Origin of the sequence: Pseudoalteromonas sp. T1lg122 (genome assembly GCF_002964825.1) — a bacterium.
GTDB classification, from domain to species: Bacteria; Pseudomonadota; Gammaproteobacteria; order Enterobacterales; family Alteromonadaceae; genus Pseudoalteromonas; species Pseudoalteromonas gelatinilytica.
In genome coordinates this window covers 1-24,458 of the sequence record NZ_PQCG01000032.1, presented here as the reverse complement: position 1 = coordinate 24,458, position 24,458 = coordinate 1, and the positions used below count along the sequence as shown (strand labels likewise).

Here is a 24,458-nt window from a genome sequence, read left to right as displayed (position 1 = left end):
AAATGAAAGAGTCTGTTTATAGAAAGTTAGAAACCTTAGTAGAGCGTTATGAGGAAGTGCAAGCGCTGCTAAGCGACCCCTCTGTGATCAGCGACCAAAATCGCTTTCGTGCCTTATCTAAAGAATACTCAGAATTAGAAGAAATCGTAAAAGCATTTTTAGCTTACCAACAAGCACAAGATGATGTTGCTACTGCTGAAGAAATGCTAAAAGACTCTGATCCTGACATGCGTGAAATGGCGCAAGAAGAATATAAAGAAGCAAAAGCACAAATTACCGCTTTAGAAGACGAAATCCAAATTCTAATGCTGCCAAAAGATCCTAAAGACAATAATAACGTCTATTTAGAGGTTCGTGCGGGTACCGGTGGTGATGAAGCTGCTATCTTCGCAGGTGACTTATTCCGTATGTACAGCCGCTACGCTGAGACTAAAAAGTGGAAAGTAGAGGTAGTGAGTACTAACGAAGGTGAACACGGCGGTTACAAAGAAGTGATTGCACATATCTCAGGTGAAGGTGTGTATGGTCGTTTGAAGTTTGAATCGGGCGCGCACCGTGTACAACGTGTACCAGAGACTGAGTCGCAAGGCCGTGTACATACTTCAGCCTGTACAGTTGCAGTTATGGCTGAAATTCCTGAAGCAGAAGCAATTGAGATTAACCCAGCGGATATTAAAGTTGATACGTTCCGTGCATCGGGTGCCGGTGGTCAGCACGTAAATAAAACGGACTCGGCAATTCGTATTACTCACATCCCAACAGGTGTGGTTGTTGAGTGTCAGGACGAGCGTTCACAGCATAAAAACCGTGCTAAAGCGATGTCTGTACTTGGTGCACGTTTACAACAAGCTGAAGATGAAAAGCGCCAAGCGGCTGAAGCATCAGAGCGTCGTAACCTCGTAGGGAGTGGTGACCGTTCTGAGCGTATTCGTACATACAATTACCCGCAAGGTCGTATCACCGATCACCGTATTAATTTAACCATTTATCGCTTAAATGAAGTGGTAGCGGGTGATTTAGGCTGTGTAATTGAACCACTGATGCAAGAACACCAAGCTGACTTACTTGCTGCGATGGGCGATGAATAATCGTGCCACAAAGCATCGAACAAGCCATTGTTGCTGCGACGGCGTTACTAACGCCAAGCAGCGACAGTGCAAAACTAGACGCACAAGTCCTGTTATTATCCATTCTAGATAAACCTCGCAGTTACTTATTTACCTGGCCAGAAAAACAACTCACCGAACAGCAACAGCTCGATTTTGAGCAAGCATGCCAGCGCCGTTTAAATGGTGAACCTGTCGCGCATATTGTGGGTTTTCGTGAATTTTGGAGCCTTCCTTTAAAGGTCAACCCAACGACTTTAATTCCAAGACCCGACACCGAAACGTTAGTTGAATATGCTTTAGGGCTTGAATTACCTGCTGATGCAAACGTGCTTGATTTGGGCACTGGGACAGGGGCAATTGCCTTGGCATTGGCCAGTGAAATGCCAAGTTGGCAGGTGACAGGGGTTGATAGGGTGGCTGATGCTGTCGAATTAGCTAAAGAAAATAAACAGCGACTTGCAATCAACAATGCTAATTTTGCCTTGAGTAATTGGTTTAGTGCCGTAAATACGCAAAAGTTTAACTTAATTGTCAGCAATCCACCGTATATAGAACAGGATGATGAGCACTTAAACCAAGGTGATGTGCGCTTTGAACCGCTCTCTGCATTAGTTGCAGATGATGACGGTATGGCTGATATTAAACAAATTATTACTATCGCGCGTGACTATTTAGCAACAAATGGCTATCTTTTAATTGAACATGGCTACAAACAAAGTGTGATGGTTCAAGATTTTTTTGCACAAATGTCGTATAGCCATATACTTACAATTAAAGATCTTGGCGGTAATGACCGTGTAACGTTAGCACAATGGCTTAAATAATAATGAAGTGCACTGTGCGTACATAGCCTTTGAGGATCCCATACAATGGATGATTTTTTGTTTTCGGATGAAGCACTTGATGAAGTAAATGAGGTGGTTCAGGGTAGTTGGAAAGTCATCGTCGTCGATGACGAGCCAGAAGTACATGCCGTAACAAAGCTTGCGTTGAGTGACTTTGAATTTCAAGATAAACGATTAGAGTTTATTAGTGCCTATTCAGGTGAAGAGGCCAAGCAAGTAATTCAACAGCATCCTGATGCTGCAATCGTATTACTCGATGTGGTAATGGAAACCGACGATGCAGGCCTCAAAGTCGCTAAGTTCATTCGCGAAACAGCAAAAAATAATCACATTCGTATCATTCTTCGAACTGGTCAGCCAGGTCAAGCACCCGAGCGACAAGTTATCGTTAATTACGATATTAATGACTACAAATCAAAAACTGAATTAACGGCACAAAAACTGTTTACTGTGGTGATGTCGAGCTTACGTTCTTATCGCGATATTTTATCGATTGAACAATCTCGCCAAGGCCTTGAAAAAATTATTAAAGCATCACGCGATATTTTCTCGACCCATTCACTTGAAAGCTTTATTGAAGGGGTGATGCAACAACTTACCTCATTACTGGGTACTGTCGATCAGGCTATGTATGCAACAAGCTTAGTTGCGAGTAATCCGTTGGATAACCAAAAAAAGCTTGTCGTGTTTTCGGGTAGTGGTGAGTTTGAGCGCAGTGAAGGTAAAGCAATTGAAGACGTACTTAGCGACGAGCAGCTGCAAGCTTGCCAACAAGCATTAAGTGAAAAAACCATTGTTTACCGTGAAAACTATTTATTTGCCTATTGTTGCAGTGAATGTAATCACAACTCGATGTTATTTATTTCAGGTATTCCGAAGCATTTGACCGATACTCAGCGCCATTTAATTGAAATTTTCTCGCAAAATGTACAGTTGGCCTATGAAAATGTGCAGCTACAATCTGAAATAGAAGCAACACAACAAGAATTGGTTTTTAGACTGAGCGAAGCGCTAGAACAACGCTCAACAGAAACAGGTAACCATGTAAAACGCGTTTCGCATATTTGTTACGAGCTGGCGATGGGTTATGGCCTAACTAAACGCGAAGCCGAACTTATTCGCTTGGCAGCGCCACTGCATGATGTTGGCAAGGTCGGTATTCCGGATGCCATTTTAAATAAGCCTGGGCCACTGACTGATGAAGAATGGGCTATCATGCAACAGCATGCTGAAAAAGGTCATTTAATTTTAAAAGACTCAAATCGTGACATCGTTAATACTGGGGCCATAATTGCATTATCGCACCATGAGCGTTGGGACGGTTCAGGCTATCCGAAAGGTCTAAAAGGCGAGGATATTCCTATTGCGGGTCGTATTGTGGCTTTAGCCGATGTGTTTGACGCACTACGTCATAAGCGCTGCTACAAAGAACCATGGTCTCTTGATGATGTAGTAAAAGAAATTAACTCACAACAGGGCAAACAGTTTGATCCTAAGCTGATTGACGTGTTTAATCAGCGCGTGAAAGAAATAGAAGACGTACTTGTACGTTATCCAGATTAATTAAAATAAAATTAGGGGCATATGGATTATTTAGCAGTAAAACATACTCACATGTTATTTGCCGTGTTGAGTATTATCTTATTTTACGTTCGTTCATTTTCACGTTTAAAGACGGGCGCTCTGGCAAAAAATAAAGTGGTGTTTATTGGTAGTCACAGTATCGACACTTTATTGCTAGTATCGGCAGTTGCATTGATTGTGATGGCAGGGTTTAACCCACTTGAGCAATCTTGGTTATTAGAAAAGATAATCTTAGTTATTGCTTATATTGTGCTGGGCATTGTTGCAGCTAAGCAGAGCGCACAAAGCGCGAAAGTAGTACTACTTGCTATAACCACCCTTATTTTATTAGCAATTGGTTATTTAGCGTCTGCTAAAACTGCACTTCTTTTATAAGAATCCCTCAGCGGTATTTGATGGCCTGTGCTGTCGTACCGCTTTTTTATATCTCATCGCTCAGTATTGGTAACTTAGGGCAAAAGTAGGTAAACTAGCTGTTCGTTTTTGAAAGAGATGTAGCAGTATAAATGACCACCCCTTGGTTTGAAGATCAAAATGAACCCTATCAAGATGAGGCCTTTGACACATTTTCTTCTAAAGTGCTTTATCGTTGTATCGACGCAGAATTAAAGTGGGATCAACAAGCTGATTTAACAGCCTGTTATGACACGCTTTATGAGCTTGAGAACAGGGTAACAGCCCTTTGTGCTGAATTTAAAGAACCCCATGAGCGTCTCGATAATTTGCTTGATACCTTTTACCAGCAATGGCTGTTTAGCTCATCTAGCTTAAAAGTGCCTGAGTACACATTAAATAGCTTTAGCTACACCATTACCATGCGCAGCGGTACGCAAACCACGCTGGCGATTTTACTGTGTCATTTATTACAGCATGCTGAATTGGATGCCACTGTCACGCTTAGCCAAGGCGAAGTGCATGTGCATGTTGGTATGAGTGATGAAGAAGGCTACTTAATTGAGCCAAGCACAGGTCAGCAGAGTTGGTATATAACGCCAGAGAATGCCTGTGAAGAAAATGGTGATGAGCAAGAGCCGTTAGAACTTATTTTTGATGAAGAGCTGTATAAACTGTATTTAGCTCAGCAAAAATGGTCTTTTATTAGCGAAAGTAAATTTGGCCATGCGTTGCATTGCGTTGAAATGCTGATGGAATTGTTAGGTGACGATCCGTACGAACGTCGTGACCGAGGCTATTTACTTAATCAGTTAGATTGCCCAAAAATGGCGCGTGATGATCTGCAGTACTTTGTTAATGAGTGCCCAGATGATCCCGCAATTGAGATTATTCAGCATCAAATTGCTGAAATTGAAGACAACAATAATACACACCACTAATTTAAAGGAACATTTATGACTGACGCCCACAGTGCGCTAATTACCAATGACGCAGTCGTACTTGGTTTGCTTGCCGTTATTTTGGGGTTTATTTTTAAAACCTCTCACAGTAATAATGCTGCGTTCCAAAAATTTTATAAATATGTACCAGCGTTATTGCTTTGCTATTTTTTACCTTCGTTACTCAATACCTTTGGTATTGTTGATGGTCACTCTTCAAATGTTTATTTTGTGGCGTCGCGCTATTTACTGCCAGCTTGCTTAATATTGCTTACCATCAGTATTGATTTAAAAGCGATTCTTAACCTGGGTCCAAAAGCATTAATCATGTTTTTAACGGGTACCATGGGTATCGTTATTGGTGGACCTCTTGCTATTTTAGTGATGAGTGCCGTTTACCCAGAAGCGGTGGGTGGTCATGGCCCTGATGCAGTTTGGCGCGGTATGACGACTATTGCTGGTAGTTGGATTGGTGGCGGTGCAAACCAAGCATCAATGAAAGAAATGTTTGAAGTAGGCGGTGATATTTTCTCTGCAATGGTCACCGTTGATGTAATTGTGGCGAATTTATGGATGGCCGTATTGTTATTAATGGCTGCAAACCATAAAGCGATTGATGCAAAAACGGGCGCAGATACGCGTGCCATTGAAGAGCTTAAAGAACGCGTAGAAAAATATCATGCTGAGCATGCGCGTATGCCAACCTTAAATGACTACATGACGATTATCGCAATTGCCTTTGGTATTACGGGTCTTGCGCACTTTTGTGCTGACTTTTTAGGTCCGTTTTTTGGGGCTAACTTCCCTTGGGCACAAGAATATAGTTTAAACAGTAAATTCTTTTGGTTAATCGTTATCTCAACCACAATTGGTATTAGTTTATCGTTTACTAAAGTTCGCCATATTGAAGCTTTTGGCGCGTCAAAAGTAGCATCAAGCTTTTTATATATTCTTGTTGCTTCAATTGGCTTACACATGAATATCACTGCGATTTTTGACTCACCAATGTACTTTGTACTGGGTGTGATTTGGATGATTACCCATGCAAGCTTAATGCTTATTGTGGCGAAATTAATTAAAGCACCGCTGTTTTATATGGCAGTAGGCTCTCAAGCAAATGTAGGCGGCGCAGCATCAGCACCTGTTGTTGCATCAGCTTTCCATCCGTCTCTTGCGCCAGTAGGTGTATTACTGGCTGTTTTGGGCTATGGTGTTGGTACCTACATGGCTTATATTTGTGGATTAATGCTACAAGCTGTTGCACCTTAAGGAATAGAAATGAACAACCAGTTAATTAAAATTAACGAGATTGAATTAGCCAACGATAAACCATTTGTCTTGTTTGGCGGTATGAACGTACTTGAATCACGTGATTTAGCGATGCGTATTGCTGAGCATTACGTAGAAGTTACATCAAAGCTAAACATTCCATACGTGTTTAAAGCGTCTTTTGATAAAGCGAATCGCTCTTCAATTAATTCATACCGTGGTCCGGGTATGGAAGAAGGTTTAAAAATCTTTGAAGAAATTAAATCTACTTTCAATGTGCCACTGATCACCGACGTACATGAGCCGCATCAAGCTGCTCCTGTAGCTGAAGTGGTTGATGTGATTCAGTTACCAGCATTCCTTGCTCGTCAAACTGACCTAGTTGTTGCTATGGCAAAAACGGGTGCCATTATCAATGTGAAAAAACCACAGTTTTTAGCACCACACGAAATGCGTCATATCATTAAGAAGTTTAATGAAGCGGGTAACAACAATGTTGCATTGTGTGAGCGTGGTACGAGCTTTGGTTATAACAACCTTGTGGTTGATATGCTTGGTATGGATGACATGAAGCCTATGGCGCCGGTTATCTTTGATGCAACGCATGCATTACAACGCCCAGGAGGCCGTGCTGACTCTGCAGATGGTCGCCGTGCACAAGCTGCAGAACTTGCTCGCAGTGGCATGGCATTAGGTATTGCAGGTTTATTTATTGAAGCGCACCCTAATCCGAATGAAGCAAAATGTGACGGTCCATGTGCATTAGCACTAAGCAAGCTAGAAGGTTATTTATCGCAAATGAAAGCGGTTGATGACTTAGTTAAGAGCTTTGCACCACTCGATACTAGCGCAAGCGATTTATGATAATATACCCAATCCTCCTCAAGATGCAGAATTCAGCGTTTCACAGGTGCTTAATATCAAGGCGTTACTTTGCAAGAATGGCAGTCCCTTTTAAAAAGTAACAACGATGAGAGTAAGTGCCTGTGAAGCGCCCGAAGGGTTGGTTTAAAAGCGATTTATACTGCGTTATTGATTTTAATAATAGAACCACTATTACTTGCAATCAATGCCTTGCCTAAATCGCTTTTAATTCCAACTGAAACTCGCAGCTTGAGGTGGTTTGGGTATATAAGTATGAAAAAGGCGACCATGGTCGCTTTTTTTATTTGTATCGCTATAATCGACGCATAAGAAAAACTAATTTCTAAGCTTGGTGTTTATGTCTCGTCGTTTACCTCCTTTAAATGCATTAAAAGCATTCGAAGCCGCTGCCCGCCATTTGAGCTTTACCAAAGCGGCAGAAGAGCTATATGTAACGCAGGCCGCGGTGAGCCACCAAATTAAAACCCTTGAAGAGCATTTAGGTTTAAAGCTGTTTTTACGTAAGAATCGCTCTTTGCTTTTAACCGAAGAAGGGCAAGGCTACTTTTTAGATATAAAAGAAATTTTTACCCAGCTGATTGATGCCACAGAAAAACTACTAGCCCGAGGTGCAAAAGGGTCACTCACGGTAAGTTTAACACCAAGTTTTGCAATTCAATGGTTAGTACCCAGGCTTAGTTTATTTAATGAATTACACCCAGAAATCGACGTGCGAATTAAAGCACAAGATCAGGATGAAAACTCACTTTCTGACGATGTCGATATTGCTATCTATTATGGCCGTGGCCACTGGAGTGGCGTGCAGACTTATAAGCTGCACACTGAATACTTAGTGCCATTATGTAGCCCATTGTTGTTAACAGGCCCTAAGCCGCTTAATCAACCCAGCGACTTGGCAAATCATACCTTGTTGCATGATACCACCCGTAAAAATTGGAAAACGTGGATGAAAACAGCAGGTGTGCGCAATGTACAAGTTAACCAAGGGCCAATTTTTAGTCACTCATCGATGGTATTACAAGCTGCGGTGCATGGGCAGGGTGTTGCGATTGGTAATAGCGTTTTAGCAAAACCTGATATTGATGCGGGTCGACTCGTCATTCCATTTAATCACTCGTTAGAAAGTAAAAATGCGTACTATTTAGTGATCCGCGAATCGCAAACAGAGCTTGGCAAAATAGTGTCTTTCAAAGACTGGATGTTGAGCTTAGTAGAGCAAGAACAAGAGTATTAACATGTTACAGTGGTTTAAAAGTGCAACGGGCAAGGTGCGTGCACAGTTTATATTTGCCCATGGTGCAGGGGCAGGCAGTGATTCTGAGTTTATGCAAACAATGGCTAACTTGATTAGTCAGCATGATATTGATGTAGCGCTGTTTGATTTTCAGTATATGCAAATTGCAAAAGAAATAGGCAAGCGTAGACCACCCGAGCGCGCTCCTAAACTACTTGCCTACTTTGCAGAGGTTTTAGCTGAATGCCAGCCAGAGCTACCGCTATTTATAGGTGGTAAATCTATGGGCGGACGTATGGCTTCAATGCTTTGTACTGAGCAGGGTTTGGCTAATATTGCTGGTGTTGTGGCTTTTGGCTATCCGTTTCATCCACCGGGTAAACCCGAAAAACTGCGTATAGAGCATTTTGTTGATATGCCATGTCCATTTTTAGTTCTGCAAGGTGAACGCGATACATTTGGCTCTCAGCAAGAACTGGCTGACCTTGAAATGGTTAACCCGCCAGAGATTAGATTTCTCAAAGATGGTGACCACTCATTAAAACCACGTAAAAAAAGTGGCATTACTGAACAAGAAAACTTACAGCAAGCTGCGGATTATGCAGCGCAGTTTATTATGAATTTAGTAGCTGGAGATGCACAATGATCAAATTATATTTAATGATTGGCAGCTTATTTTGCATGCTTTCGGTGATGCTTGGCGCTTTTGCTGCCCATGGATTAAAAAGCCGTGTTTCTGAGTATGCGATTGGAATTTTTAAAACCGCCGCTGAGTACCAAATGGTGCATGGCCTTGCATTGATAGCAATTGCTATCTTAATTAAGTGGGGCATGAACTTAAATTGGGCTGGTGGTTTTTTTATCGCGGGTACAGTGTTATTTAGCGGTAGTTTGTATTTACTCGCATTAACGGGCATGAAATGGCTTGGGCCTATCACCCCAATTGGCGGCGTTTGTTTTATTATTGGTTGGGCTATTTTATTAGTTCAAGCCGCACGATATAAGTTTTAAGGGTTATCTATGTCGAGTGTAGTTATTTATTGTCGCAGTGGTTTTGAAAATGATGCAGCTGCTGAAATTACTTTTCAGGCTGCTGAACAAGGATTTGCAGGTTACGTAAAAACAAAACCAAATACGGGTATTGTTGTTTACGAATGCTTTGATGCGAGTCACGGCGATGAAATCATGAAAAAAGTAGATTTCAAAAATATGGTATTTGCGCGCCAATGGTTTACTGGCACCTTAGTCGATAACATGCCACTTGAAGACCGCGTTAGCGCCATTGTTGATGCTGCCGCCGACTTTCCTGAGTGTGGCGACTTACGTGTAGAAACACCCGATACCAACGAAGGTAAAGAGCTGAGTAAGTTTTGTAAAAAGATTTCAACGCCACTGAAAAAGTCACTTGAAAAACGCTCTAAAGTGACACGCGAAATTGCTCAGAAAAAGCCTGTTATGCATGTGTTATTTTTAGCAAACGACAGTGCTTATGTTGGCTACTCGTATACATTTAATAACTCACCATTTTTTATGGGTATTCCGCGTTTACGTATGCCGAGTGATGCGCCGAGCCGCTCAACGCTAAAACTTGATGAAGCTTTTAACGTATTTATTCCACCCCATGAAGTTGAAGACCGTGTGCAACCAGGAATGCGAGGGGTTGATCTAGGTGCTTGCCCAGGTGGCTGGACTTATCAACTGGTGCGCCGTGGCATGTTTGTAAGTGCAATTGACAATGGCCCAATGAATGATGATTTGATGGAAACAGGGCAGGTTAAGCACTTTAGGGTAGATGGTTTTAAATATCGCCCAGAAAAGCGCAATATTCATTGGTTAGTCTGTGACATGGTGGAAAAGCCGACAAAAGTAACTAATCTTATGATTGATTGGGCGGTGAATGCCTACGCAAAAGAGCTTATTTTTAATCTTAAATTACCGATGAAAAAGCGCTTTGATAGTGTTTATGAGTGTTTAAAAATGATTAAAGAAGAGCTTGAAAAGTATGGTGTAAGTTACGAATTACAAGCTAAACATTTGTATCATGACCGTGAAGAAGTCACCGTACATTTAAATGTAACTAAGGTGCCGCAAAGTCTCTATAGTTAACATTAATTTGAAAATAAAAAGGCCAATAGCTCACCCTATTGGCCTTTTTATTAGGTATCTAAACAGCGAATTTACGAGCGGTATTTACTACGGTAATTATCGACCCATAATCGTGTGCCACCGCAAACAGCAACGGGCATAACAATTAGGTTTACGAATGGGATAGCAGTTAAAATCATGACAGCTAAACCAAAACCATAAGAAAGTGTTTGCTTTTGCTTTAAGTCATCTTTCATTTCGTTAAAGCTAATTTTATGGTTATCGAACGCATAGTCTTCGTATTGAACCGCATACATCCAACAGGTGAATAGCACCCATAAAACTTGCCCGATCACAGGTAAAATCCACAGTAAAATAAAAAAGCCTATGGCACGCGGCAGGTAATAGCACAGTTTTGTCCACTCACGGCCGAGCATGCGTGGTACATCTTTCATTGTATCGAAAAGGCTGTCGTCATTAATTTTTTGCCCAGTTAAGTAAAGCTCGACTTTTTCACTGAGCAGGCCGTTGAATGGGGCAGCAATAAAATTCGTTATAACCGTAAAGAGCATGCTGTAACTGAATAAAATTACCAACACGGCAATCGGCCACATTAACCATTCGAGCCAGCTAAGCCAGTCTGGCAATAACGAGTTCATGTATGCGAAGCCATCGGTGAGCCAGCCATACAAAAAGAACAGCGAACTACCAAAAAGCAGGACATTGATTGTTAAAGGAATAAGTACAAAACGTTTCAACCCCTTTTGGCTAATTAATTTAAAGCCAGAAAAGAAGTATTCCATACCTTGAGTGAACTGCACGAGAAAACCTCATCTTTTTTCTTGTTGTTCGCAGTATAGGGTTTTGACGATATTTGAACAGCTTTTTTCCGTAACAAAGTGTTTAATTCTTTACGTGGACAGTCACTTTAAGCCCAGTACTCAGTTGAATTCTAGAGGAACAAATTTAAATGGACAGTCACTACATTTAAGTTCTCTTGCAGCACAAATTTTTTTGTCTACACTTTAGTTACAGCTAATGCATTTTAAATTATCAGTTCAAGGAGTGGACGATGGCTTTAGCAAGGAAGCGGCAAATCTGTTTGTCGAACACCAAGTATTACCATTGTGTTTCCCGTTGCGTTAGACGCGCTTATCTTTGTGGTGAAGACGCACTCACAGGTAAATCATATGAACACCGTCGAGGGTGGGTTGAAGAACGCCTACTTTTTCTTGCAAAAGTGTTTTGTATTGATGTGTGCGCTTATGCGGTGATGAGTAACCATACTCATGTTGTGCTTTATGTTGATGATAAAAAAGCAAATAGGTTATCGGATAAGGCCATTCTCTTACGTTGGTTTAAGCTCAGTACAGCAACGCCTTTAGGTCAAAAATTCCTTCATGGTCAGCCGTTAAGTGACGGCCAACAAGTCTTCTTAAATAAAGAGGTTACTGAATACAGAGCGCGCCTTTCGAGTATTAGTTGGTTCATGCGAATGTTAAATGAATATATTGCCAGACGTGCAAATAAAGAAGACGAGTGCACGGGGCACTTTTGGGAAGGACGCTTTAAGAGCCAAGCATTACTTGATGAACCTGCTCTATTAGCATGTATGGCCTATGTTGATTTAAACCCTGTTCGTGCAAAGGTCGCGAGAACGCCTGAACAAGCTAACTATACAAGTTTTAAAAAGCGATGCCAAAGCGTAAAGGATTCAAAACAACCTAAGTTACTAGCTCGTTTTGTTGGTGGGATGAGTAAGTATAAATCAAAGGGAATACCTTTTGAGTTAAAGTCATACCTGTTACTGGTCGAGCAAACTGGGCGTTGTATTTGTACGGATAAGCCCGGATATATAGAGCGTCATTTACCTCCTATTCTTGAAAGGCTGAATTTCGAACCGGAGAAATGGTTAACACTCACAACTCAGTTTGAAAATTTATTTCATGGAGCTGCAGGTCGAGTCGGGGCTATTGAACGTTATTGCAGTAAAACTGCTCGTAAGCGACGAAGTAACCTAACAAGCTGTAAGTTATTACTTGCTGGCTAATTTATATGTAATTTAGAGTAGAGCTTTCAAATCACTGCTTTCGGTATACATTGAGATATTTAAAATGACAGAATTACGCTTCAAAAGCATGGGGTTCGTTTAACTCTTTCTATAAAACCACATCTTTTAAGTTTAAAGACAGAAAAAATTCAGTAATCCCCCTTTTAATTTAAATATTTGCCAATTTATAGATGCCTGTCTTGCAATGTCAGTCTTTTTAACAGTGACTGTCCTCTTAGAGTTGTCAGTAAAAATCATTAATCTTTAAATGAGCGGTGTAGGTTGGACTTTAATTTTTATCAACTGGGCGTTTTTTCAGTTACATAGCGTTGAACTAAGCGATAGTATGGCGGTCTGAAAGTACCTATAAAAATGAATATTGAAAACAACAGTAGAGGATCAGACTAAGATCCTATATTATTGTTAACATCATTAACAAAAACGACATATAAAAATGGGAGTTTTATGCAGTTAGTCGATTTAAATCCACATGATCCAGAAGTAGTACACGTGTTTTCTGATATAGACCGACTCATAAACTCATTATATCCTGTTGCCACTGCTCAATCCTTAAGTGTTGAAGAACTTGCTGAACCCAATGTATATGCTATTGGCTTGAAAAATGAAGATGGTATTGTTGCTTGCGGTGCTATCGTGATGCAAGAAGGCAATCCTCCATACGGTGAAATCCGCCGCCTATATGTAAAACCAAGCTACCGTGGTAAAGGGTTATCACGTAGAATTATGCAAATACTCTTGCATCACGCTGGTGAGCAGCAAATTCCGCTAATTCGATTAGAAACAGGCCCTAAGCAAACAGAATCAATCAGCCTATACGAAAACTTAGGCTTCAATCGTTGTGGTCCGTTTGGTAATTACAGCGAAAATCCACAAAGCTTATTCATGGAGTTAGGGCTTAACCAGTAATTTAGTTAATAAAGCCATGTTTTAGTGAGGACATCATAATTTTTAAATACTCCTTACAAATCATGTGCTTTGCTACTGCTTTGTTGATTGCTGCCTGTGGTGATAAATCACAGGAATCCAATACTACTCAGCGTAAGCAAGCCGACCTTACGGTTGGTAGTACTAAGCTCTACTTAAACTCATGTCATTCACTCACTGGTGTCTTCAATCATAATGGCACCATAAGAACAAAAGTAATCCTTACATTTCCTACACGTCCTTTGAGTGTTTGCAACAATAAGCAATCACAGCTGAATTTTGATGGTACTTATCTTACAGTAAAAATTTGCCGTACTGCTTTTGGCGCAGGAGGGTGTGGTGTTGAAAAATATCGCACAACAGACTTCGAAAACTGGCAAGAGTACATCGGTATTACGTGGCATGACAATGAGCAATATGAAGCGTGGAGGCAACTAGGGTCAAACTCTTCAAAAGCTGATGACATCACAAAAGTAGTGCCTGTCCACTGAAATAAAGATGGATTTCACTAACATATATTTTTGCAGTGACTGTCCTTTTAAAAATTGCTCATTTGCCATATGGAGTGCCTGTCCATCTAAAGGAATTTTAAAATCTAACAACCAAATTAAACCCTAATAAAATTGGGGGTTTATCGATTAGTTTTTCACATCAAAAATCACTCGTTACGAGTAAAAATTCTTGTTGGACTTGAATCACTATTTTTCTTTTAATGCGCGGCAACAACCCTTGCCGAATTCGGCACTACTAAAATAAAAGAGAAAGATAGATGAAAGAGACAACATCACTAGAACAAGCTCGCACGAGTTACAATGTTCGTCATTGGAGCCAAGGTTTCTTTGGTATTAATGATCAAGGTGATGTGTATGTTGCGCCAAAGGCCCATGCCCCAGAGCAAACCATTGCACTAATCGATATCGCACAGCAATTACAAGACAAAGGCTTAAGCTTGCCTGCGTTGGTTCGTTTTCCACAAATTTTACATCATCGTGTACATAGCTTATGTCAGGCATTTAACACGGCGATTGAAAATTATGGTTATCCGAAAGACTATTTGCTTGTTTACCCAATTAAAGTAAACCAACAGCGTGAAGTTGTTGAAGAAATTGTTGCAAGCCAAGCTGATATTGAAAAGAAGCAATTGGGTCTAGAAGCGGGCAGTAAACCTGAGCTATTGACTGTATTAGCAATGGCAGAAAAAACCAGTGCTGTCATTGTATGCAATGGCTACAAAGACCAAGAATACATTCGTTTAGCACTGATTGGCGAAAAGCTAGGTCACAAGGTTTACATTGTTCTTGAAAAACTGTCTGAGCTAGACATGGTGCTTAGCCAAGCTAAAGAGTTAAACGTAAAGCCGCGCATTGGTATTCGCGTACGTTTAGCGTCGCAAGGTAAGGGCAAGTGGCAAGCAAGTGGTGGCGAAAAATCAAAATTTGGTTTGTCGGCATCGCAAGTACTCAGTGTGGTTAATCGCCTTAAAGCGTCTGATCAACTTGATCTGATCCAACTTGTACACTTTCACTTAGGCTCGCAAATGGCAAACATCCGCGATGTTCGTTTAGGTGTGAGTGAAGCTGCGCGTTTTTACTGTGAGTTACGCAAGTTAGGTGCACAAATTGATTGCTTAGATGTGGGTGGCGGTTTAGCGGTAGATTATGACGGTACTCGTAGCCAGTCACATAACTCAATGAACTACAGCCTAAGTGAATACGCTAATAACATCGTATACACCATTGGTGATACCTGTAAGTTATATGAGCAGCCAATGCCGCGCATTATTTCTGAGTCAGGTCGTGCGTTAACAGCGCACCATGCTGTATTGATTTCGAATGTTATCGGCACCGAAAGCTATGTACCAGAAGACATTCAAGCCCCAGCCGCTGATGCACCACTATTATTAAAAAACATGTGGACATCATGGCAGCAGTTAAGTGATGACAATGACGACCGTGCATTAATCGAAATTTATCATGATAGCCAAGGCGATTTAGCTGAGGCACATAATCAATTTGCACTTGGTTTGTTAGATTTAACAGAGCGAGCATGGGCGGAGCAAGTTAACTTACGTGTATGTTATGAACTTAACAAACATATGGATAACAAAAACCGTTTTCATCGCCCGATTATTGATGAATTAAATGCGCGTTTAGCCGATAAGTTTTTTGTGAACTTTTCATTGTTCCAGTCATTACCGGATGCATGGGGTATTGACCAAGTGTTTCCTGTTTTACCGTTAAGTGGCTTAACAGAAGCACCACAAAAGCGTGCCGTTTTACTTGATATTACGTGCGATTCAGACGGTGCGATGGAGCACTATGTTGACGGTCAAGGTATTGAAAGCACATTACCTGTGCCAGCATTTAGCGAAGAAAAACCGTATTTAATGGGCTTTTTCTTAGTCGGTGCGTACCAAGAAATTTTAGGTGATATGCACAACCTATTTGGCGACACGCACAGTGCAATTGTGAAAATGGATGAGCAAGGTCAAGCGCAAATCACCGAAATCAACGAAGGTGATACCGTTGCTGACATGATGCGTTACGTACATTTAGATGTAGAAAGCTTCCAGCAATCTTACGCCCAGCTGGTGGCGGCAAAACTGCCAGAAACTGAACAGCAAAGCGTATTAGATGAGCTGCAAACTGGCTTAAATGGTTACACTTATTTAGAAGAGTTATAAGCAATGTCGACATTGTTTGACCACACAGATCATTCATTATATTCAAACGGCATGACGTTTTTACGTCAGCCGATGGTGCAGAACATCACAGCAATCGATGCCGATGTAGTGGTGTTAGGTTTACCCTTTGATTTGGCGACCTCAGGTCGCCCTGGTGCACGTTTAGGCCCTGACGCAATTCGTCGTGCCTCAGTGCACCTAGCATGGGAAGAAACCAAGTACCCTTGGACGTTTCCGTTGTTTGAGCGTTTAAAATTAGCTGACGCAGGCGATTTTACTTACCCAGTAGGTGACCCAGAATATTTTACCGCGCAGTTAGAATTAGCCGCTGAGCAAATTCTTCGTCAAGGTAAAACATTATTGGGCTTAGGTGGTGACCACTTTGTGACTTTGCCGTTACTGCGTGCCCATGCTAAGCAACACGGTAAAATGGCATTAGTTCATTTTGATGCCCACACAGATACTTACAGCAATGGCTCGCGCTATGATCACGGTACAATGTTTTATCATGCGCCGATGGAAGGGCTAATTGATGTTGATCACAGCATTCAAATCGGTATTCGTACTGACTTTGATCAGAGCAAACATGAGTTTGCAGTGATAGACGCAATGGCTGCAAATGATTTACCTGCACAAGATATCGCTGAGCAAATCAAAGCGCGCGTGGGTGACTTACCTGTGTATTTAACCTTTGATATTGACTGCCTTGATCCAGCATTCGCTCCAGGGACAGGCACACCAGTGTGTGGTGGTTTAACCAGCGATAAAGTACTTAAAGTTCTTCGTGCATTGAAGGGCATTAATATGGTCGGTATGGATGTAGTTGAGGTATCACCATCTTATGATCAAAGTGAACTAACAGCGATTGCTGCAGCGACCATTGCTAATGAGTTATTACACTTATGGGCATTGAAGCATAAATACTAAATGAGAGAGACAAAGAGCGCCATTAGGCGCTCTTTTTTTGATATTGGATGAAGCTATTATGCGCTTCGTACATCAACCTTCAACTTCAGCTTTTGCCCAGGTTGAATGTATTTTTGCCCAGCTAATGAATTCCATTTAATTATATCTTCTACAGACACATTAAACTTAGCGGCAATGCGTGCTAATGAGTCACCTTGGCGAACCTTATAAGTAATGGTGCGCTCTTTGATTTGCGTTGCTGCAAGTTGTGACTTTTCTTCTTTGTACACAGTGAGCTTTTGACCAACACGCAGAACAGCGTCTTTTTTAAGCTTATTCCATGTTGCAAGTTCAGCTATAGTGACATCGTACTCACGGCTGATATCCCACAATGTATCGCCACTGGCCACTTTATGGCTAAGTTTTTTACGTGTCGCTTTATTAGCCGCCATACGCACTGATTTTGGTAAATGCTGGCTATTTATCTCACCGTCGCTTAATGGCACAAGTAATTGCTGACCAACACGAATAGTATTCGATGAAAGCTTATTCAGGGTTTTAATCGCGTTTGTGCTAGTTGAAAACTTCTTCGCAATCACAGATAAACTGTCGCCGCGAGCTACCACATATTGCTGCCAGCGTAGGCGGTCTTTTTGCTCGGTTTTAGCTAGTTTGTCAGAAAATGCTTCAACTTTATCAGACGGTAATAATAAAAAGTGTGGGCCATTCGGATCTGTCGCCCAGCGATTAAAACCTGGGTTTAAACGATAAAGCTCCGTTAAACTAATATCTGCCATATCAGCGGCAAGTGCTAAGTCTATTTGGCTTCCTACATTAACCGCTTCAACAACTTGAGCATTAATAATTGGTTGCCACTTAACACCAAACTCATCGCTGCGTTTAACTAGATCAGACAGGGCTAACAGTTTAGGTACATACGAGGTGGTTTCTTTTGGTAAATCAAGCGACCAAAAATCCGTAGGTAAATGTTTTTTACGGTTCTTTTTAATCGCACGCAGTAAACGACCTTCACCTGAGTTATAGGCCGCAATGGCGTTTAACCAATCGCCTTCTAAGGTTTTGTGTAAATATGATAAGTAATCAAGCGCTGCACGGGTTGATTGCACAATGTCACGGCGACCGTCATACCACCAGTTTTGTTTTAAATCGAAACGTTCACCAGTTTGTGGCATAAATTGCCAAATACCAGAGGCACTGCGGTGTGAATAACCAAATGGATCAAACGCACTTTCAACAATAGGTAAAAGCGCAATTTCGATTGGCATTTGACGCTTTTCGACTTCTTCTACAATAAAGTATAAGTAAGGCTCAGCACGCTTAGAGATGCGATCTAAATAGGCCTGATGACGCGCATAATAGTTACGCTCAGCAACAACTGGGCGGTTTTGTGGCACATCAATCGAAAGCTGATAACGAATACGTTCCCATACATCATCAAATACAGGAGGCGGCTCATCAATATCGGTTAATTGTTGATATTGAGCGTTGATCATCAATGCATCATTGATGTCACTCGGACTTGCGCCGTCTAATTGTTGCTCAACATTATTGCTTGCAACATCTGTACTTGCTGAATCAGAAGCTGTTAATTGACAGCCGCTTAAAATCAGCGCAAGTGATAAAACTAAAGGAGACTTATACATATATACCCATACATCAGGTAAAAAAACTCGGCGAATATTACCTGCTCTGAGAACATATTGCCACTTTATGACCAGTTTATGTCAGCTTATTATTGCAAGATGCTGATCTGAATATACAAAATTGTAACTTCTGGCATTTACGTTTTTTTAAAACTTATCTTTCCAGGCTCTGAGACCTGCAAAGCGTTGCCAAGGTTCATTCAGATCCAAACTAATTTTTAACTCATTTGGTAGCTCATCAGTAATCGTTACTACGTTGCTGCGCAAAAATGGATTTATTTGTTTTTCAACACCGAATTGAGTTGGCAAGCTTATTTTGCCGCTTTCTCGCAGTCTATCTACTTTATCACTGTAGCTGAGAAGGTATTCGTTACTTGGTTCAACGGCTTTTGCAAAAGCTAAGTTCGCCTGCGTGTATTCATGAGTGCAGTAGATTTTACACTCATCGGGCAGAGCTCTTAATTTACAGAGTGAGTGCCACATTTGCTCAGCGCTGCCTTCAAATAATCGTCCGCAGCCAGCACTAAATAAGGTGTCGCCAGTAAAACTTAATTCGTCATTAATGTAACAAACATGGTCTAGGGTATGACCAGGTGTCGCAAGCACGGTAAAGCTGTAATCATACACAGTGACTTTATCCGCCTCGGATACACCATGAGTAATGCCTTTAAAAGGGCTGTGTTTTGGTCCGTAAACCGGAATATCACGAAATGCTTTTACCAGTGCAGCCACGCCATCGGTGTGATCATAGTGGTGATGGGTTATCAAAATACCCCGAAGTGTTAAGTTATGTTCGCTTAGATAGTTTAAAACAGGTTCAGCTTGACCGGGGTCGACGACCCAGGCTGTTTGCTCAGCTTCATTGCTGATGCACCAAATGTAATTATCAGAAAAGGCTTTAATTGCTTTAACTTGCACCATGTTTAATTGCTCTATAAAGTGACAGTTAACACACAGTATAACGAGCTCAGAAAATGAAACCAGCCCTTAGTTTTCAAGAAGGTCCTAAGCCATACACTTGGCAGCAGTTCCCTCATGGTGACTATTTACGTGCTGAAATTGAACGTAAGCTAACACCATGGCTGCCACGTATGTTTGGCTATCACATGCTAAAACTTGGTAATTTAAGTGGCGAGCTGGCAACCAGTGAAAGTCCTATAAAGCATCAAGTTTGCGTAGCTGAGCAGGGGTTATTTACTGGTGTTATTGCTGATGTAGACGAGTTACCTTTTTATGAGCACAGTGTTGATGCTTGCATATTGTCGCATTGCTTAGAATATCATTCTGATCCGCACCATATCTTACGTGAAGCGCATCGTACTTTAATTCCCGGTGGTTACATCGTGATCACAGGTTTTAACCCGTTTAGCTTGTGTGGATTGGCGCAGTTATTACCTTTTAGCCGCCAAAAGCTACCGTGGACAGGGCGCTTTTTCACACCATCGCGAGTAAAAGATTGGTTGAATCTATTGGGTTTTGAAATTATTTCGGATGAGCGATTTATCCATTCATCGCTTGCAAGAGGTAACCGTTTATCGCGTTTTGCTGCGTGGCGCAGTTTTGGTCAACAATATTTAAAGCCAATGGGCAGTGTGTATTTGCTGGTGGCTCGAAAACGTGTGGCCCCGCTTACACCAATTAAACCTAAATGGCATGCAAGGCCGCAATTTTCGCCGGTAAAAGGAGCAGGGCTCAGGCAAACATCAAAGCAGCACTGTGAGCGGGATGGCTAAATAGTGTTGTTGCGTATCTGTTTTGCTTGGGTACTGACCTGCACGAATATTTAATTGAATAGAAGGGTGCAACAGCTTTGGTACTGCTAAGGTTGCATCGCGGCCTTCCCGAGTTTTAATAAAACGTTGCTTATCGCCTTTTAAATGAATGTTTTGCTCGCGCTGCTCTTTAACCGTGGTTTTGTTCGCCAGCGGGCGGCCATCAGGTTGGTAGTCATGACACATCCAAAGTAGCGTATCGTCAGGAAACGCTAAAATTCGTTGTAGTGAATCATATAGCTCACCGGCACTGCCTCCTGGGAAATCACAGCGGGCTGTGCCACTGTCTGGCATAAAAAAGGTGTCGCCAACAAATACATTGCCATCAATGTGAAAACACACGCTGTCAGGGGTGTGGCCCGGTGTGGCAATCACATCTACCGTGTAATCACCTAACTGAAATTGTGCTTTATCAGCAAACAAAGCATCAAAAGGTTCACCATTACATGGCATATCAAGATTATAAAGCTGGCTAAAGTGCTGTTGCACTTGAGTGATCCCTTCACCCGTGCCGAGCTTACAAGGGTGTGTGTCTTGTAATTGCTGCTTTATATAACTTGCTGCAGTGATATGGTCTGCATGGGCATGGGTTTCAAGGAGCCATTGCAATGTCAGCTGCTCGGTCTTTATATAGCTGATGATCTCATTGGCGGTGGTAAAACTTAACTCACCACTTGGCATATCAAAATCAGCGGGCGCATCAATCAATAAGCAATTTTTAGTGCTTTCGCAACATACTAAGTAGCAGAGTGTGGCGCTTTGTTGATGAAAAAAAGAGTGAATGCGCAGAGCCATAATGAATCCTTTATATTTCGTTATAGCCAAATCTTATAACATATAACAAAAATATAAAACGGCCTGCGCCAAGTTTCTTTCAAGGAGCTTTTAATTACCGTCGTAACCTGTGTCTTCAAGTAATTGATCGCTGCCAGCTGCTTCGCGGGCAAGATCGTCAACAATCTCATTGTATTTATTACCGCTATGGCCTTTTACCCAGCGCCATTCTACGCTGTGTTGTTGGCAGGCAGCATCGAGTCGTTTCCATAAATCGACATTCTTAACTGGTTTTTTAGCTGCGGTTTTCCAGCCGCGTTTTTTCCAATTTTCTACCCATGACTCAATACCTTGTTTCACATATTGGCTATCGGTTGTCAGAATGACATGACAAGAGCGGGTGAGGGTTTCTAGTGCAACGATAGCTGCGAGCATTTCCATCCGATTATTTGTTGTTAGGGTATAGCCTTGACTTAATTGCTTCTCGTGGCCGTTGTATCGCATCACGATGCCATACCCTCCAGGCCCTGGATTTCCTAAACATGATCCATCGGTGTAAATCTCTACGGTTTTCTGCACTGTTTTACCTTGATATTGTGTACAATAAAGTGAATATAGAAAGATACCAGAGTCAGGCTTAAGACGATATGGCACATAGACAAATAGTTTTAGATACAGAAACCACGGGTATTGACCCAAAGCAAGGCCACCGCATCATTGAGATCGGTTGTGTTGAACTTGTAAATCGCCGTCTTACTGGCAACAACTTTCATGTGTATATCAATCCGCAACGTGAAATAGAAGAAGAAGCAATAGACGTACATGGTATCACCAATGAATTTTTGCGTGATAAACCTTTGTACCACCAAATTGCCCATGAGTTTTTAGAGTATATTCGTGGTGCAGAGCTTGTTATCCATAACGCAGCGTTCGATATCGGCCACATGGACAATGAGTTTGCATTGTTAAATCAAGGTTTTCCGAATACTGCCGATGTATGTAGTGTACTTGATACATTAAAAATGGCGCGTGACTTGCACCCAGGTCAAAAGAATAACCTTGATGCGCTTTGCCGCCGTTACGATATTGATAACTCAAAGCGTACGTTACACGGCGCATTACTGGATTCCGAGATCCTAGCTGATGTTTACTTGTCAATGACCGGTGGGCAAGTAAAGCTGAATCTTAATCAAAATAAAGATGAAGGCTCAACTCAACAAATGGGTGGTATTCGCCGACTAAGTGCAGATAGAGCACCGCTTGTGGTATTAAGAGCAACAGAACAAGAGCACGCCGCTCACGAAGAGCGTTTAGACTTGGTTGCAAAGGGTGGCCAATGCCTATGGCGTACAGAATAAGGTAATAAAATGAGAAAACAGCTGCTAGCAGGATTAGTGTGTTTAATTCCCTTCACGGGATTTGCCAACGAGCAAGATAAAATAACCCCATTAGAACGTGATGGGGTGCAAAATGAAATTCCCCTGCTAGAGAACCGTTTTCGTATCGATCATAAAATCGATAAAGTTACCTTACTCTTCTTTCGTAAGCGCGGTGCCCCAGCTGTGGTGTTAGTTCGCCCTGATGGTACTAAGTATTACGCGACTGACTCAGTTAAAAATAATGACCTCGATTGGCATGATGAACTGAGCTATGACTTGATCACCATTAGCAATCCTATGCCTGGCCCTTGGCAAGTGGTCGGCAGTATCTTGCCAGATAGCCGTATTATGGTGCTGGGTGAAATAGAGCTTAATGTTGATCCACTCCCGCCTATGCTGTTTCGTGGTGAGACTATAAAACTGACGGGCCGTGTATTAAATGACGGTGAACCGATTAAAGTTGGCCAGTTTCGTGATGTAATCAGTTTGCATGTTGATTTTGTCAGCACTAATAACAGTGATTTCGCAAACTTTGGTGCTGGTACGCAAAGTGTCACTGACTTTAAAGATGATGGCCGTGGCTTTGATGAGCGTCCGCTTGATGGTGTATTTACCGGTGAGTTTAAGCTGGTCTTTCCGGCAGGAGAGTGGCAGCCAGAGCTTTATATAGAAACGCCTATATTAAAGCGTACCGTAGTACAAAAGCCAATTGTGGTGCATGAACCGCCTTTTGATTATGAAATAGCACTTGCTGAGCAAGATGAAGATGATCATATTTTAACAATCTCGCTGAACCCTGAAATCGTCAAACCTGAAACCGTGCTCATTCAAGGGAAAATTTATTACCCAAATAATGAAGAGCAAATGTTCTCTTTAGATGCAGATAAATCGCAAACACGGGAACTGGCCATTAAAAATTATGATTGGGGGCGATACAGTGTTGAGCTTTCTGTATTTGGTAGCAATATAAATGACCGTGAATTTATGGCTACGTTACCGACGTATAAATTTGAAATTGAGCGACCAATTGAAGCTGTACCAGAAATTGTTCGCCCTGAAATCGATTTAGAAGCGCAAGCGGAGCAACAACGAATTATTGAAGAAGAACAAAAAGCGTCCACCATGCTCATGGTGATCTTAATTGTTGTTGGAAATTTAGCCGTACTTTTATTGGGTTGGCTAGCAATTAGAATTTTTGTTCAGAAGAAACCACTGAAATTTAAATTTTCTTTACCGTTTTTAAAGAAAAAAAATCAAACCGAAAATGATGAGCAAGCAACGAATGAAAATGAAGTTGGCAAAAATGGCTCAAAAAATGACAAATCAGGTGAAATTTTAAACCTTTCGATGTCAGATGACTAAAAAACCTGTAAAAATACAAAAAACCCCTTGACGAACTAGAGGGTGATTCGTATTATTCACGCCGCTGTCAGGGGAGACTCAGTCAGCAACGAAAATGTGGAGTGGTAGTTCAGTTGGTTAGAATACCGGCCTGTCACGCCGGGGGTCGCGGGTTCGAGTCCCGTCCACTCCGCCAATTTTCGACAATTTGTAAGTATGCGCTGGAGTGGTAGTTCAGTTGGTTAGAATACCGGCCTGTCACGCCGGGGGTCGCGGGTTCGAGTCCCGTCCACTCCGCCAATTACTTGCACAACTTATGGTTGTAAAACATTTTCCTTTGCGGAGTGGTAGTTCAGTTGGTTAGAATACCGGCCTGTCACGCCGGGGGTCGCGGGTTCGAGTCCCGTCCACTCCGCCAAAAACTCTTTATAAATAACAATGTTATCTATAAGAATTTTAATATCAGCTTTCCAAATTTTTAAAGAGCATATTAATTAGATAAACCAAGTGGTTTAGCTAACTAACAATCATCTGTGTGGACACTACGAACAAATAAGTTCTAAATCGTATAAGGAGGTGATCCAGCCCCAGGTTCCCCT

General features: G+C 41.7%; 24 protein-coding genes and 3 tRNA genes. 22 read left to right on the top strand and 5 right to left on the bottom strand.

What is annotated here, in order from left to right; translation table 11 throughout:
- The first annotated feature begins 2 nt into the window (after positions 1 to 2).
- The 11 genes from prfA to rlmM all read left to right on the top strand — a co-directional run bounded on the left by prfA (position 3) and on the right by rlmM (position 10,366).
- Entirely contained in the window at positions 3 to 1,088 is a 1,086-nt protein-coding gene (prfA, locus tag C2M33_RS12685; RefSeq protein WP_063706085.1) for a peptide chain release factor 1, read from the top strand.
- Positions 1,089 to 1,090: 2 nt separating this feature from the next.
- On the top strand, positions 1,091 to 1,933 hold the full coding sequence (gene prmC / locus C2M33_RS12680; RefSeq protein ID WP_105174583.1) for a peptide chain release factor N(5)-glutamine methyltransferase: 843 nt from the start codon (positions 1,091 to 1,093) through the stop codon (positions 1,931 to 1,933).
- 45 nt (positions 1,934 to 1,978) lie between these two features.
- Complete coding sequence (locus tag C2M33_RS12675; protein ID WP_063706081.1) at positions 1,979 to 3,517, top strand: response regulator; 1,539 nt, start codon at positions 1,979 to 1,981, stop codon at positions 3,515 to 3,517.
- 21 nt (positions 3,518 to 3,538) lie between these two features.
- Entirely contained in the window at positions 3,539 to 3,913 is a 375-nt protein-coding gene (locus tag C2M33_RS12670) for a SirB2 family protein (protein ID WP_063706079.1), read from the top strand.
- 131 nt (positions 3,914 to 4,044) lie between these two features.
- Entirely contained in the window at positions 4,045 to 4,872 is an 828-nt protein-coding gene (locus tag C2M33_RS12665) for a tetratricopeptide repeat protein (protein WP_063706077.1), read from the top strand.
- Positions 4,873 to 4,887: 15 nt separating this feature from the next.
- Positions 4,888 to 6,141, top strand: coding sequence for a DUF819 family protein (locus C2M33_RS12660; protein WP_063706075.1), 1,254 nt, complete (start codon positions 4,888 to 4,890; stop codon positions 6,139 to 6,141).
- Between the two features lie 9 nt (positions 6,142 to 6,150).
- On the top strand, positions 6,151 to 7,005 hold the full coding sequence (kdsA, locus tag C2M33_RS12655) for a 3-deoxy-8-phosphooctulonate synthase (RefSeq protein ID WP_054561809.1): 855 nt from the start codon (positions 6,151 to 6,153) through the stop codon (positions 7,003 to 7,005).
- A 358-nt stretch (positions 7,006 to 7,363) separates the two neighbouring features.
- Positions 7,364 to 8,260, top strand: coding sequence for a transcriptional regulator GcvA (locus tag C2M33_RS12650; RefSeq protein ID WP_063706073.1), 897 nt, complete (start codon positions 7,364 to 7,366; stop codon positions 8,258 to 8,260).
- A 1-nt stretch (position 8,261) separates the two neighbouring features.
- Positions 8,262 to 8,906, top strand: coding sequence for an alpha/beta family hydrolase (locus C2M33_RS12645; RefSeq protein WP_063706071.1), 645 nt, complete (start codon positions 8,262 to 8,264; stop codon positions 8,904 to 8,906).
- On the top strand, positions 8,903 to 9,271 hold the full coding sequence (locus C2M33_RS12640) for a DUF423 domain-containing protein (RefSeq protein WP_063706069.1): 369 nt from the start codon (positions 8,903 to 8,905) through the stop codon (positions 9,269 to 9,271). Before C2M33_RS12645 ends, C2M33_RS12640 begins: the two co-directional genes overlap by 4 nt.
- Before the next feature lie 9 nt (positions 9,272 to 9,280).
- A complete protein-coding gene (rlmM, locus tag C2M33_RS12635) occupies positions 9,281 to 10,366 on the top strand; it encodes a 23S rRNA (cytidine(2498)-2'-O)-methyltransferase RlmM (protein WP_063706067.1) in 1,086 nt (361 codons plus the stop codon).
- A gap of 71 nt (positions 10,367 to 10,437) precedes the next feature.
- Here the strand turns inward: rlmM and cysZ are convergent, their stop codons facing one another.
- Positions 10,438 to 11,148, bottom strand: a complete 711-nt coding sequence (gene cysZ / locus C2M33_RS12630; protein WP_171038281.1) for a sulfate transporter CysZ — start codon at positions 11,146 to 11,148, stop codon at positions 10,438 to 10,440.
- A gap of 269 nt (positions 11,149 to 11,417) precedes the next feature.
- On the opposite strand from cysZ, the gene C2M33_RS12625 reads away from it, so the two are divergent.
- The 5 genes from C2M33_RS12625 to speB all read left to right on the top strand — a co-directional run bounded on the left by C2M33_RS12625 (position 11,418) and on the right by speB (position 16,950).
- Positions 11,418 to 12,395 carry a transposase gene (locus C2M33_RS12625; RefSeq protein WP_105174582.1) on the top strand — a complete coding sequence of 326 codons (978 nt, stop codon included), beginning with the start codon at positions 11,418 to 11,420 and terminating at the stop codon, positions 12,393 to 12,395.
- A gap of 465 nt (positions 12,396 to 12,860) precedes the next feature.
- Positions 12,861 to 13,322, top strand: coding sequence for a GNAT family N-acetyltransferase (locus tag C2M33_RS12620; RefSeq protein WP_105174581.1), 462 nt, complete (start codon positions 12,861 to 12,863; stop codon positions 13,320 to 13,322).
- An 80-nt stretch (positions 13,323 to 13,402) separates the two neighbouring features.
- Positions 13,403 to 13,831: a hypothetical protein gene (locus tag C2M33_RS12615; RefSeq protein ID WP_233999186.1), complete on the top strand. Its 429-nt coding sequence runs from the start codon at positions 13,403 to 13,405 to the stop codon at positions 13,829 to 13,831.
- A 278-nt stretch (positions 13,832 to 14,109) separates the two neighbouring features.
- Entirely contained in the window at positions 14,110 to 16,023 is a 1,914-nt protein-coding gene (gene speA, locus C2M33_RS12610) for a biosynthetic arginine decarboxylase (RefSeq protein WP_063706054.1), read from the top strand.
- Between the two features lie 3 nt (positions 16,024 to 16,026).
- Positions 16,027 to 16,950, top strand: a complete 924-nt coding sequence (speB, locus tag C2M33_RS12605) for an agmatinase (RefSeq protein ID WP_063706052.1) — start codon at positions 16,027 to 16,029, stop codon at positions 16,948 to 16,950.
- Positions 16,951 to 17,006: 56 nt separating this feature from the next.
- Here the strand turns inward: speB and C2M33_RS12600 are convergent, their stop codons facing one another.
- Positions 17,007 to 18,593 (bottom strand): LysM peptidoglycan-binding domain-containing protein, encoded by a 1,587-nt coding sequence (locus C2M33_RS12600; RefSeq protein ID WP_105174579.1) that lies wholly within the window; start codon positions 18,591 to 18,593, stop codon positions 17,007 to 17,009.
- A 147-nt stretch (positions 18,594 to 18,740) separates the two neighbouring features.
- Positions 18,741 to 19,514 carry a hydroxyacylglutathione hydrolase gene (gene gloB, locus C2M33_RS12595; protein WP_105174578.1) on the bottom strand — a complete coding sequence of 258 codons (774 nt, stop codon included), beginning with the start codon at positions 19,512 to 19,514 and terminating at the stop codon, positions 18,741 to 18,743.
- 53 nt (positions 19,515 to 19,567) lie between these two features.
- On the opposite strand from gloB, the gene C2M33_RS12590 reads away from it, so the two are divergent.
- Positions 19,568 to 20,326, top strand: a complete 759-nt coding sequence (locus C2M33_RS12590) for a class I SAM-dependent methyltransferase (RefSeq protein WP_063706046.1) — start codon at positions 19,568 to 19,570, stop codon at positions 20,324 to 20,326.
- Here C2M33_RS12590 and C2M33_RS12585 read toward each other — a convergent pair.
- Entirely contained in the window at positions 20,297 to 21,160 is an 864-nt protein-coding gene (locus C2M33_RS12585; protein WP_063706044.1) for an MBL fold metallo-hydrolase, read from the bottom strand. The two genes, C2M33_RS12590 and C2M33_RS12585, sit on opposite strands and share 30 nt — an antisense overlap.
- A 90-nt stretch (positions 21,161 to 21,250) precedes the next feature.
- The gene (gene rnhA / locus C2M33_RS12580) at positions 21,251 to 21,718 is read right to left on the bottom strand and encodes a ribonuclease HI (protein WP_063706042.1); all 468 of its coding nucleotides are present in this window, start codon (positions 21,716 to 21,718) and stop codon (positions 21,251 to 21,253) included.
- A 68-nt stretch (positions 21,719 to 21,786) separates the two neighbouring features.
- On the opposite strand from rnhA, the gene dnaQ reads away from it, so the two are divergent.
- From dnaQ to C2M33_RS12555, 5 genes are all read left to right on the top strand, one after another.
- Positions 21,787 to 22,497 (top strand): DNA polymerase III subunit epsilon, encoded by a 711-nt coding sequence (gene dnaQ, locus C2M33_RS12575; protein WP_063706040.1) that lies wholly within the window; start codon positions 21,787 to 21,789, stop codon positions 22,495 to 22,497.
- 9 nt (positions 22,498 to 22,506) lie between these two features.
- Positions 22,507 to 23,880 (top strand): TIGR03503 family protein, encoded by a 1,374-nt coding sequence (locus C2M33_RS12570; RefSeq protein ID WP_063706038.1) that lies wholly within the window; start codon positions 22,507 to 22,509, stop codon positions 23,878 to 23,880.
- Positions 23,881 to 23,978: 98 nt separating this feature from the next.
- Positions 23,979 to 24,055: transfer RNA gene (locus C2M33_RS12565), tRNA-Asp, on the top strand.
- 27 nt (positions 24,056 to 24,082) lie between these two features.
- Positions 24,083 to 24,159: transfer RNA gene (locus tag C2M33_RS12560), tRNA-Asp, on the top strand.
- Between the two features lie 41 nt (positions 24,160 to 24,200).
- Positions 24,201 to 24,277 (top strand) — tRNA-Asp (locus tag C2M33_RS12555).
- The last annotated feature ends 181 nt before the right edge of the window (positions 24,278 to 24,458 follow it).